Genomic DNA, 11,678 nt, shown 5'->3' with positions numbered 1-11,678 from the left:
CCTCCCGAAAGGAGCGGCTATGGCTGGGGTGTGGCGTAATGCGATGTCCTATCTCGGGTTAGGACCCGACGAGGACTATGACGATTTTGAGCCAGAGCGCGAGCCGGTCGATTCGGCCCCGCCTCGTCCCCAGCGCGTGCGGCCTCAGGGCCCGCCTCCTGAGGGGCAGCCGGTGCGACGACCGGTGGCGCCTCCGCAGCCGGAGTACGGCTACGAGCCCGAACCGGCACCAAGCGACGGCGGGGTGGTCCGTATGTTGCCCGGCGCCGGTGGGCCCCCTCCAGGTGCTCAGCAGATGCCGCCGGCACCTCGGCCCGTCCCACCCCGGGACGAGCGTCGGCCGCGGAGTGTGGTGCGCCCGTCGCCGCCCGCTCCGGTGAGTTCGAAGCCCCACAAGGTCACCCCGGACTCGTTCAACGAGGCCCAGCAGATTGCCGACGTGTTCAAGCGCCGGCAGCCGGTGATCGTCAACCTGGAGGCCGCAGATCGTGATCTCTCCCGCCGGTTGATCGATTTCGCCAGCGGGGTCTGTTACGGGCTCGGCGGCACGATGGAGCGGGTGGGTGGGCAGGTCTACCTGTTGACGCCGACCGACGTCGAGGTATCCGACGACGACAAGCGGCGTCTGACCCAGCGCGGCGGTTCCTAGTGGTAGCGGCTCCGCTGAGCGCAACTCGATGATCGCCCTGATCGACAACCTCCTCACCGTCTTTCTGATTCTGATTTTTGCCCGCATCATCCTCAGCTGGTTTCCTCCCAGCGGCGGGGTGATCGATCAGATCCGTGAGCTCGTCGGCCGCGCGACCGACTGGGCCATGGAGCCGCTTCGGAAGGTGATCCCACCCGTGCGAGTGGGATCGATGGCGCTCGACCTGTCGCCGTTGATTCTGATCATCGGAATTCAGATTCTGCAGGGTTTCCTCCGAGGGATGGGTCGCGTCTGAGTCGGGTGAAACCGGCCGACCGGCGATGACGCGGGGCCGGACGACCTGACGTTTTGGCGCTGGGGTCGCACCACCTCGGTGCTCCGGTAGGATCGGCGGTTATGGACATCACGCCAGAGCTGATCGCCGAGATCGATTTCCCCGACGCCTTGAAGGGGTTCGACAAGGATGCGGTCGACGACTTCCTGGGCCAGGTCGGTACCGAACTGGGTCGGGTGCGCTACGAACTTCGTAAGGCGGAGCGACGGGTCGCCGAGCTGGAGGAGGATGCGACCCGGGCGAGCTCGGCGCCGGCGCCGGCATCCAGGGAATCGGATGCGGTGAAGGCGACCCGCACGATCATGGCCGCCGAGGAAACCGCCGACCGGATCGAGTCGGACGCCACCGCTCAGGCCGAGAAGATGCTGACGGAGGCCAAGACCGAGGCCGATACTGCGGTTGAGGTGGCCGGGTCGGAGGCCAAGCGGCTGCTGGCCGACGCTCACTCGTCCGCCGAGCGGTTGGAGGGGGAGGCTCGTCGGGAGGCCGACGAACTGCTCGTGGCCGCTCGCCGCCGCGCCGAGGATGAGTACGACGCACGGGTCGCCGATTATGAACGCGTGCTCGGCGAGCAGGAGCAGCGCTCCGATGCCTTGGCCAACGACGTCGACTCCCTCGAGGGCCGTGTGGGCGAATACCGCTCGGTACTGGAGCGCCTCGCCGAGGAGGTGCGCCGGGTGCTGGACGATCCCGACGAGTTGCGCTTCCGCCCGACACTCGAGCTGACGGCACCCGCCGCGCCGACGGGCGTTGCAGCGCCGGTCCCCGGTTCGGTCGTACCCGACGACACCGGGGTCGAAGGCGACTCGGGTCCCACCGGTCGGGCCGAGGAGTGGCAGCCCGGCAGCTGGTCGCCCGACCTGGAGGCCACCGAGGACGTTGCCGCCGATGCGTCCCTTTCCGAGCAGCCGGCCGAGCGGGACGACCTCGTCATCGACGAGGGTGACGATGGTTCGGCCACGGACGACCCACCGACGCGCGAGGTTGAACAAGCAGCGTCCGAACCGGCGGACACCTTTGATTCCTCCGGCGCCGACGCCACTGACACGTTCGACGCCCCGCCGGCGAGCGACCTCACCGGCGAGTATCACGAGGTTGATGTCGATGACGGATCGGGGGCCGACGGTGGTGAGGCACCCAACCAGCTTCAGGCCTTCTCGGGCGCCGTCGACGCACCGGTGGCTCAGCCGTACGTGCCCAACAACGTCCAGGAAGCCACGGGCATCGTGCCGCAGACCTCACCGGGCTTTGACGTGGCCGACGACGCGTTTCCCGAGCCTCCGCCCTCCTGGGCGGTCGAGTCCCAGCCCATGGCGGGGGGCGTCGAGTTCGTCGATCTGGGTGACGACCAGCCCGGAAACGCAGCGTTCTCGGTGGACCCTGCAGCGTTTGCGCACGACGACGAGGATGAGGATCAGAAGGGTCTCCGCCGGTTCTTTGGCAAGTAGTCCGGCCGTCGCTCCGCCAACTGGTTAGTCTGTCGGCTCCTCAGTACGCCTCGTTCGGAGACCAACATGGCCCCCTCAGTATCCTCGAAGTCCTCAAAGAAGGCCTCGTCCAAGGAGTCGGCAAGCACGGAGGCTCCCGCCGAGCAGCCTGCGCCGACCACGGCCGAGCCCACACCGGTTGTCTCGGTGGTCAGTCGCGTCACCCGCGCAGGTGCCCCGGATCTCACCGAGGAGCCCCCGTTCGACGATGAGTTCATCGAGGTTCAGCGCCAGGCGCTGGTCTCCGAGCGTGCCACCTACCTCCGCCAGTCGGAGGTTCTGCAGGCCGAGGCCGACTCGTTGACGGAGAATCGCGAGCAGGGCGACACCCAGTTTGACGAGGAGTCGGGTGAGGGCGACGGCGTGGCGGTGGAGCGCGAACGCGACCTGGCCTTGTCCCAGCAGGCCCTCGCAGCGGTCGAGCAGATCGAGGCCGCCCTGGAGCGGATCGAGGCGGGTACCTACGGCATCTGTCGCGTGTCCGGCATGCGCATTCCGCGTGCTCGCCTGGAGGCGATCCCGTGGGCGACCGAACGGGTGGAACACAAGGTCGGCGGGTTTGGCCGTCGCTGAGCACGCATCATCCGGCGGCACGCTGGAGCAGCCTGCGGAGGCGACGCACCCGGTGGCTGCGCGCATCGCCGTGGGAGCGTCGGTTGCGGCGTTGGTGGTCGCCGTCGATCGGATCACCAAGGTGTGGGCACTCGACAACCTCGCGCCCGGCATCGTCCGGGACTTTCTTGGACCGCTGAAGTTGACGCTGGCCTTCAACGACGGGTCGGCGTTCAGCCTGGGGTCGGGTTCGGGCTCGGTGATCGCCGTGCTTGCCATCGTGATCGTCGGCGTCGTGGTGTGGGCGGGCCGGCATTACCGCTCATGGCCGGCCGTCATCATTCAGGGTCTTGTCGTCGGCGGTGCCATTGGCAACCTGGCCGACCGGGTGTTTCGAGCCGAGTCCGGCTGGTTCTCGGGTTCGGTGGTCGATTTTCTGCGATTGCCCAACTGGCCCATCTTCAACGTGGCCGACATGGCGATCACCGGCGGCGCGCTGGCCCTGGTCTTCCTCATCGGGCGCGATCGAGGCGAGGCATGAGTTGTTCCGGGCCGGTGGCCCCATGAGCGTGGAGGTCCACGCGGTCGGTGCGCCCCTCGAAGGCGAACGCCTGGACCGCGTGGTGTCGATGTTGTTGGGGTGCTCCCGATCCGAGGCGTCGTCGCTGATCGCTGCCGGTGAGGTGAGCCTGGGTGACGAGGTGGTCACCACCAAGAGTCGTCGGGTGACCGAGGGCGACACGGTGACGCTGGACCACGAGGTGAGCCCGGGGCAGCGCCCGCCTGCCGCCCAGGCCGAGTTGGGCCTGACCGTGGTGTTCAGCGACGACTCGATCGTGGTGGTGGACAAGCCCGCAGGGGTGGTGGTGCATCCCGCCCCGGGGCATGCCGATGGCACGCTGGTCAACGCGCTGCTGGCCCGATACCCCGAGTTGGTGGACGTCGGCGAGTCGCAGCGTCCCGGCATCGTGCACCGCCTGGACCGGGACACGTCCGGGCTGATGGTGGTGGCGCGCACCCAGGCTGCCTACACCACGCTGGTGGCGGCGATGTCGGAGCACCGTGTTGACCGGCGCTACGTCGCATTGGTCCACGGCCGACCGGAGACCACGCAGGGCACGATCGAGGCGCCGGTGGGGCGATCCAGGCGGGACCCGATGCGCATGACCATCACCCAGGCCGGTCGCGATGCGGTGACCCACTATTCGCTCAGCGCATCCTGGAACGAACCGGCCATCAGCCTGCTGGGCCTGGCCCTGGAGACCGGGCGAACACATCAGATCAGGGTGCACCTGGCCTCGCTGGGTTGGTACGTGGTCGGTGACCCCACCTATGGGCGCCCGCTTGCCGGTCATGTGTTGAACCGACCGTTCCTTCACGCGGCGCAGCTCGCCTTTGTTCACCCCGAACACGGCGAGCACGTGTCGTTCGAATCGGCACTTGCACCCGAGCTCGAGGCGCTTCTGCAGGCGCTCGGTCCACCCGATGAGGTCCGCTCGTGAACGACGCCGGCAAGCAGGTCGTGCCTCCGACCGCGGCACGAACCCTTCGTCGCTAACACGATGGGCACCGAGGTCCGGCTCATTCGGGCGCTTCGCCTCCGAAACCAGGGTTTGGCACCGGGCGCGCGTCCGTGGGCATCGGCGCCCGAGGTGGCACGCGGCATGCTGGCCATGCAGGCCCAGGACCCCCTGGGCGTTTTGTGGGCACTCTCGGTCAGGGCCGGGGGCCCACGTGAGGGGTCCGCGACGGCCCCCGACCGGCCGTCGGAGGCAATGATTCGTTCGGACCTGGCCGACGGGCGCATCGTGCGCAATCGTCCGTCGAGGGGCACGCTTCAGGTCACCGCACCCGAGGATCTGCACTGGCTCACCGACCTGCTGTCGGTGCGCTCCAACGTCGCAGCAAAGAAGCGACGTGCACAGCTCGACGTGACCGAGGCCATGGTCGAGACCGTTGGCGAGGTGTTGCGACGGGAGTTGGCGGGTGGACGCGTCATGACCCGGCCGGCGTTGGTGGAGGCCTGCGCGTCCGCCGGGGTGCCCCTTGACGGGTCTCAGGCCGGGCATGTCCTGCGCCACCACACCGAGGCGATGACGATCGTGTTCGCCGAACCGAAAGGTCGAACCGACACCTTTGCGCTGGCCGACGAGTGGATCGACCAGCGGCGCAGCCTCGATCGCAGCGAGGCACTGGCGGAGGTGGCCATCCGGTACTTCGAGTCCCGGGGGCCCGCCACGGCGCAGTGCCTGGCCTGGTGGGGCAACCTGACCATGGGAGATGTGCGGGCTGCCATCGAGCGGGCAGGCTCTGCGCTGGAACAGGTGGAGCTCGCAGGCGAGACGATGTTGATGGGGGCCGGTTTGGCCGGACTCACCGACGCCGAGGTGGACGCGGCGCTGGCCGAGCCGTTGCTGTTGGCTCCCTTTGATGAGTACCTGCTGGGTTACCGCAGTCGGGACGCGGTGATCAGTCCCGATCGGCAGGACGCGGTGGTGCCGGGCCGCAACGGCATGTTCAAGCCGATCGTCGTCGTCGATGGTGAGGTGGTGGGGTTGTGGTCCCGTGCGGCCACCTCACGGGCGGTCAGCGTGAAGATCCTGCCCTTTGAGACGCTGGGGGGCGACACGATCGAGCAGCTCGCAGGCCGGGCCAATGACTATGGGGCGTTCCTGGGGCGCGAGGCGACCCTGACGGTCACCTCGACGCGCTGACGGGAGGCCATGGCGCGTCGCCCTGTGCCATGGCCGCCATATCGGCCAACGTGTAGCCGGTCAGGTACTCCCGCATGCGCTCTCCGGCGTCCCACCACACCGCCAGCAGCACACATTGACCCTCGTGCTCGCAGGCCCCGTCGGTGTGTGGCAAACCGAAGTCGCCCGCCTGGATGGGCCCGTCCACCGCCGAGACGATGTCGGCCAACGTGATCTCCTCGGGACCCCTCGCCAGTACGTAGCCGCCACCCACCCCCCGCTTGGAGCGCACCAGGCCCGCACCTTTGAGGGCCAGGAGGATCTGTTCAAGATACGGCTGGGGCAACGCGGTCCGCTCGACGATGTCGCGCACCGAAGTCGGCCCGTCAGCTTGATGCAACACGAGCGACAACAGCGCGCGGCTGGCGTAGTCGCCCCGGGTGGAGACCTTCATGGGTGGCACACTACGGCCCGGGCGCCTCGGGTGTCGGAGTTGAGTCCATGTTGGAATCCACCCGGGGCCGTGTGATCGACTGGCGTCAGTCGGGCACGCAGGGCCGGGCACCAGGGCAACGCAGCATGCTGAAGGCGACGGGTGAAGACGACATGATGAAGACGACATGGTGAAGACGACATGGTGAACGAGACGGCACCGGTGTTGCCGGACTACGCCGGGGCGTGCGTCACCGCCATCGTGCCGACGCTGCTCGACCCGTCGGGCGAGGTACCCGCATGGATGCCCCAGGAATTGGTGGGCGCCCGCCAGAGCGCCCTGTTGGTGATCGACGGGCTGGGCTGGGACCAGCTTGAGGAACGGGCACACCTGGCCCCCACCCTGGCGTCGCTTCCCCGGACTGCCATCACCACCGTGTGCCCCACCACCACCGCCACGGGTCTCACCTCGATCACCACGGGCCTGGCCCCCGGGGCACACGGAGTGATCGGGTACCGCATGGCGGTGAACCGCCAGATCCTCAACGTGCTTCGGTGGTCCACGCCCAGGGGCGACGCCCGCGAATCGATCGTGCCCAACGGCATCCAACCCAACGATGCGTTCGGGTCGGAGCGACCACCGGTGATCACGCGCGCCGAGTTCATCGCCACGGGCTTTACCGAGGCCCATCTGCAGCCCAGCCGATTTGAGGGCTACCGCATGCCCTCAACCATGGTGGTCGAGATCACGGCGGCGCTCGACCGTGGCGAGCCGTTCCTGTACGCCTACTACGACGGCATCGACAAGGTGGCCCACGAGTACGGGATGGGCGACCACTACGATGCCGAACTGATGGCGGTCGACCAGATGGTGCGGGCCATCATCTCCCGCCTGCCCCAGGGCGCAGCCCTGGTGGTCACCGCTGATCACGGCCAGGTGCAGGTGGGTGACAACACGATCACCCCTGACCGCGACCTGTTGAAGCTGGTGGACTTCCAGTCGGGCGAGGGCCGGTTCCGGTGGTTCCACACCCGCCCAGGATCGGCGTCCGAGCTGGTCGCAGGGTTCAACGAACGCTACGGGGACCAGGCGTGGGTGGTTACTCGCGAGCAAACGATTGAGGAGGGTTGGTGGGGGCCGAGGCTGACCGATCAAGCTGCCGCCATGCTTGGCGACGTGGCCCTGGTCGCTCGCGAACCGGTGGCGTTTTTGGATCCGGCGGACACCGGGCCGTTCGTGTTGCAGAGCCGTCACGGGTCGTTGACCAGCGCCGAGGTCATGGTGCCGCTGGTGGTGGCCAGGGGCTGGTAGGTCGGTACGATGGGCCATCATGGCCACTGATTCAGACACATCCCAGCCGGTCGACTCCCCGCCGGTCGCCGACAAGGGCCCAGGTGAGCGCCCCGAGGTTCTGGCCCGGGGCGTGGGCACGGCATCGGGCGGTGGGGCAGGGGGATCCGACGGCGGATCCGACGACGGCGAGCGAATCGATTCGCCGGCCAAGATCATCCGTGTGGGTTCAATGGTGAAGCAACTGCTGGAGGAGCTGCGCAACACGCCGCTCGACGAGGCGGCTCGGGATCACATGGTGGACATCTACGGTCGTTCCGTCGACGAGTTGCAGGCGTCGTTGTCGCCCGACCTGGCCGAGGAGCTCGATCGCCTCGCCCCCGATTTCGACGGGGACGAGGTGCCGTCGGAGGCCACGCTGCGCATCGCTCAGGCCCAGCTGGTGGGCTGGCTGGAGGGCCTGTTTCACGGCATTCAGGCCACGCTCGTCGCTCAGCAGATGGCGGCCCGTCAACAGTTGGAGGGCGTCCGCGGTCAACTGCCCGGTCCCGGCGGCATCCAAGGCCAGACCGAGGGCCCGATGGGCGGCGGCCCACCGCCAGGCGCTCCGGGTCGTGGCCCCACCGGCTATCTGTGATCGGAGTCTCGGGGTTCCGCGCGGATCACAAGCGTGTAGTTTCGTCGGTACATGCCTGACTCCTTCGTTCACCTTCATCAGCACACCGAGTTCTCGATGCTCGATGGTGCCTCGCGTATCGGGGAGGTGGTGGCGGCCGCCGCCAAGGACGGCCAACCGGCACTGGGCATCACCGACCACGGCAACATGTACGGGGTGCTCGACTTTTACAAGGAGGCGCGAGCCCAGGGGATCAACCCGATCATCGGGACCGAGGCCTACATGGCCTACGACAGCCGCTTTGAGCGTCCGTCACGGCGAGGTCGGGTGGACGACTCCGGCGGCGAGGTTGAGGGCGGCAGGAAGCTCTACTACCACCTCACGCTGCTGGCCGAGAACCTCACCGGCTACAAGAACCTCATCCAGCTGAGTTCCAAGGCGTTCCTCGAGGGGTACTACTACAAGCCACGGCTCGACTGGGAGTTGTTGTCGCAGCACGCCGAGGGCGTGATCGCCACCACCGGCTGCCTGGGTGGCCATGTGCTGCAGGCGCTGATGAACGAGAGCTTCGACGCGGCGCTGGAGAAGGCCGGTCGCCTGCAAGACATCTTTGGACGCGACAACCTGTTCGTCGAGATCCAGGATCACGGCATCCCCGAACAGCACAAGACCAACCCTCAACTGATCGAGATCGCCAAGCGCCTGAGGGCGCCGCTGCTGGCCACCAACGACGGCCACTACGTCACGCGTGAGGACGCCGAGGCCCACGACGCTCTGCTCTGCGTGCAGACCGGGTCGCTCGTCTCCGACGAAAAGCGGTTCAGGTTCCACGGTTCGGACCACTACCTGAAGTCGGCCCAGGAAATGCGACACCTGTTTCGCGAGGTGGAGGTGTCGTGCGACAACACCCTGTGGATCGCCGAGCGCTGCAACCTCGAAATCGAGTTCCCCGAGCCGGAACTGCCCCAGTTTCCGTTGCCCGAGGGCTACGCCACCGACACCGAGTATCTGAAGGCGCTGACCTACGAGGGCGCCCACATGCGTTGGGGCGCAACGCTCACCCCCGAGGCACGCGAGCGCATCGACTACGAGCTCGACGTCATCGACGAGATGGGCTACTCGTCGTACTTCATCATCACCTGGGACCTGATCAAGCACGCCCGTGACCTGAACATCCGGGTGGGTCCGGGCCGCGGCTCCGCGGCCGGCTGCGCGGTGGCCTACTGCCTTCGCATCACCGAACTGGATCCGATCCGCTACGACCTGCTTTTCGAACGGTTTCTCAACCCGGAGCGCGTGTCGATGCCCGATATCGACATGGACTTCGACTCTCGTTACCGGGACGAGATGATCCGCTATGCGGCCGAGCGGTACGGCCGCGAGCACGTCGCCCAGATCGTCACGTTCTCCACGATCAAGGCCCGTGCCGCGGTGCGCGACTCGGCGCGGGTGCTCGGCTACCCGTACTCGCTCGGCGACAAGGTGGCCAAGGCCATGCCGCCGCTGGTGATGGGCCGTGACACGCCGCTCTACGCCTGCCTGGAGGAGCACCCCAAGTACCTTGGCGGCTACAAGGTGGCCACCGAGCTGCGGGACATGTACGCCACCGATCCCGACGCAAAAAAGGTCATGGACGTCGCCAAGGGCATCGAGGGGCTGCGGCGCCAGGACGGCATCCACGCCGCCGCGGTGGTGATTACCAAGGGTCCGCTCACCGACTACCTGCCGATTCAGCGGAAGCCGGAATCCGGCGGCAACCCCGAGGATGCCCCGGTGGTGACCCAGTTCGAGGGGGGTACCTGCGAAGACCTCGGCCTGTTGAAGATGGACTTCCTCGGCCTGCGCAACCTTGACGTGATCTCGGACGCGCTCGAGCTGATCAGCGAGCATCGTGGCGTGGACGTCGACATCGACAACGTCGCGCTCGACGACCCCCCCACGTTCGCCATGTTGGCCAAGGGCGAGACCATCGGGGTCTTCCAGCTGGAGTCGCCTCCGATGCGGGCGTTGATTCGGGCGGTTGCCCCGGACAGCTTCGAGGACGTCGCCGCGCTCATCGCCCTGTACCGGCCGGGCCCCATGGGGGCCAACATGCACTACGACTACGCCGACCGCAAAAACGGACGCAAACCGGTCGACTTCTTCCACCCGGCGGCCGAGGAGGTGCTCAGCGACACCTACGGGCTGATGATCTACCAGGAGTCGGTGATGCGGGTGGCCCAACGCTTCGCCGGGTACTCCCTGGCCCAGGCCGACAACCTGCGTAAAGCCTGCGGCAAGAAGAAGCCCGAACTGATGATCAAGGAGCGGGCCAGCTTCGAGGAGGGCGTCGAGGCCACCGGTTTTGAGCGCTCGCTGGGTAAAGAACTGTTCGACATCATCGAGCGCTTTGCCGATTACGCCTTCAACAAGTCTCACAGCTACGGCTATGGGCTCGTCACCTATCAAACCGCCTATCTCAAAGCGAACTACCCCGAGGAGTACCTGGCGGCGCTCCTCACCTCGGTCAGTCACACGCTGGAAAAAGCCGCGGTCTACCTGGCCGAGTGCCGCTCGATGGGCATCACGGTCGAGGTGCCCGATATCAACCGGTCGGCGGCGTTTTTCACCCCGGGTGATCAGTCGATCATTTTCGGGCTGGCCGCGGTGCGCAACGTGGGGGAGGGGCTGGTCGACCTCATCGTCGCCGAGCGAGAGGCAAAGGGGCCCTTCACGGCCCGGGCGATCGACGGCCGTCCCATCGACGCGTTCGACGACTTCTGCCTGCGGGTGCCCTACGAGGTACTCAACAAGCGCACGATCGAGTCGATCATCAAGGCGGGAGGTTTCGACCGCTGTGATCTACCCCGCAAGGGTCTGCTGTTGCGCATGGAGGAGCGGATCGACCACATCGTCGCCCGCCGTCGCGAGCACGACATGGGCGTGATGTCGTTGTTTGGTTCGGGCGGTGACGAGCCCACCATCGACGAACATCCGGTGACCGACGTGGAGTTCGACAAGGCCGAACGCCTCAGCCACGAAAAGGAGATGCTCGGCCTGTACGTGTCGGATCACCCCCTGATGGGCTACGAGGAGGCGCTCGGCCGCAAGACCGACGGCCCGCTGTCGGAGCTGTCCGAACTGTCCGACGGTGCCTCGCGTTCGATCGGCGGCGTCGTCACCAACCTGCAGCGCAAGTGGACCAAAAAGGGCGACCTGATGGCCATCTTCCAGCTGGAGGACCTGCAGAGCCAGATCGAGGTCATGGTCTTTCCTCGCACGATGACCGAGCACGGTCACAAGCTGGATGACGATGTGCTGGTGATCGTGAACGGTCGGGTGGATCAGCGCGACGACACCCCCAAGTTCATCGCCTTCGACATCGAGGTGTTCGATGGTGCGGAGGCCACCTCCGACAACCCCCTGAACCTGAGGATCAGCCCGTCCAAATTGGACGACGCGCTGGTGGAGGAGCTTCGCCGGGTGATCCTGGAGTTTCCTGGTCGGTCCGAGGTCCACATCGACCTCGGCGGCTCGTCGGTGCATCTGCGACCGCCGTTCTGTGTCAACCATTCAGCTTCGTTGATCTCCGAATTGCGCGTGTTGTTGGGCACCTCGGCAGTGGTGCTCTAAGGGCTGCGCCAG

The 11,678-nt window shown here is 66.9% G+C and carries 12 protein-coding genes; 11 read left to right on the top strand and 1 reads right to left on the bottom strand.

From position 1 onward, the window contains the following. Positions 1-19 precede the first annotated feature (19 nt). From MPARV_RS23545 to MPARV_RS0108770, 7 genes are all read left to right on the top strand, one after another. Positions 20-649 carry a cell division protein SepF gene (locus tag MPARV_RS23545; protein ID WP_081582194.1) on the top strand — a complete coding sequence of 210 codons (630 nt, stop codon included), beginning with the start codon at positions 20-22 and terminating at the stop codon, positions 647-649. A gap of 28 nt (positions 650-677) precedes the next feature. After that, entirely contained in the window at positions 678-944 is a 267-nt protein-coding gene (locus MPARV_RS0108795; protein WP_012224635.1) for a YggT family protein, read from the top strand. A 101-nt stretch (positions 945-1,045) separates the two neighbouring features. Next, on the top strand, positions 1,046-2,431 hold the full coding sequence (locus tag MPARV_RS0108790; protein ID WP_020377978.1) for a DivIVA domain-containing protein: 1,386 nt from the start codon (positions 1,046-1,048) through the stop codon (positions 2,429-2,431). 66 nt (positions 2,432-2,497) lie between these two features. Continuing rightward, the gene (locus tag MPARV_RS24655; protein ID WP_012228920.1) at positions 2,498-3,043 is read left to right on the top strand and encodes a TraR/DksA family transcriptional regulator; all 546 of its coding nucleotides are present in this window, start codon (positions 2,498-2,500) and stop codon (positions 3,041-3,043) included. After that, complete coding sequence (locus tag MPARV_RS0108780; protein ID WP_012228918.1) at positions 3,030-3,563, top strand: signal peptidase II; 534 nt, start codon at positions 3,030-3,032, stop codon at positions 3,561-3,563. The genes MPARV_RS24655 and MPARV_RS0108780 overlap by 14 nt, the downstream gene beginning before the upstream one ends. A gap of 22 nt (positions 3,564-3,585) precedes the next feature. Beyond that, the gene (locus tag MPARV_RS0108775) at positions 3,586-4,524 is read left to right on the top strand and encodes an RluA family pseudouridine synthase (RefSeq protein WP_020377977.1); all 939 of its coding nucleotides are present in this window, start codon (positions 3,586-3,588) and stop codon (positions 4,522-4,524) included. A gap of 60 nt (positions 4,525-4,584) precedes the next feature. Beyond that, positions 4,585-5,736 (top strand): winged helix DNA-binding domain-containing protein, encoded by a 1,152-nt coding sequence (locus MPARV_RS0108770; RefSeq protein WP_020377976.1) that lies wholly within the window; start codon positions 4,585-4,587, stop codon positions 5,734-5,736. Here the strand turns inward: MPARV_RS0108770 and MPARV_RS0108765 are convergent. Continuing rightward, on the bottom strand, positions 5,720-6,169 hold the full coding sequence (locus tag MPARV_RS0108765; protein WP_012228915.1) for an RrF2 family transcriptional regulator: 450 nt from the start codon (positions 6,167-6,169) through the stop codon (positions 5,720-5,722). The genes MPARV_RS0108770 and MPARV_RS0108765 overlap by 17 nt on opposite strands. Before the next feature lie 2 nt (positions 6,170-6,171). Here MPARV_RS0108765 and MPARV_RS24650 point away from each other — a divergent pair, with 2 nt between their 5' ends. The 4 genes from MPARV_RS24650 to dnaE are packed head-to-tail and all read left to right on the top strand — an operon-like array spanning position 6,172 to position 11,666. After that, a complete protein-coding gene (locus tag MPARV_RS24650; RefSeq protein WP_012228913.1) occupies positions 6,172-6,342 on the top strand; it encodes a hypothetical protein in 171 nt (56 codons plus the stop codon). Positions 6,343-6,349: 7 nt separating this feature from the next. Continuing rightward, positions 6,350-7,459 carry an alkaline phosphatase family protein gene (locus tag MPARV_RS0108760; protein ID WP_020377975.1) on the top strand — a complete coding sequence of 370 codons (1,110 nt, stop codon included), beginning with the start codon at positions 6,350-6,352 and terminating at the stop codon, positions 7,457-7,459. A gap of 19 nt (positions 7,460-7,478) precedes the next feature. Next, complete coding sequence (locus MPARV_RS0108755; protein ID WP_012228911.1) at positions 7,479-8,075, top strand: proteasome activator; 597 nt, start codon at positions 7,479-7,481, stop codon at positions 8,073-8,075. 51 nt (positions 8,076-8,126) lie between these two features. Next, positions 8,127-11,666 carry a DNA polymerase III subunit alpha gene (gene dnaE / locus MPARV_RS0108750; protein ID WP_020377974.1) on the top strand — a complete coding sequence of 1,180 codons (3,540 nt, stop codon included), beginning with the start codon at positions 8,127-8,129 and terminating at the stop codon, positions 11,664-11,666. Positions 11,667-11,678: the final 12 nt, after the last annotated feature.

Origin of the sequence: Candidatus Microthrix parvicella Bio17-1 (genome assembly GCF_000299415.1) — a bacterium.
Classification (GTDB): domain Bacteria; phylum Actinomycetota; class Acidimicrobiia; order Acidimicrobiales; family Microtrichaceae; genus Microthrix; species Microthrix parvicella.
Note: the sequence above shows the minus strand (reverse complement) of the source record. Positions and strands in the feature narration are given on the sequence as shown.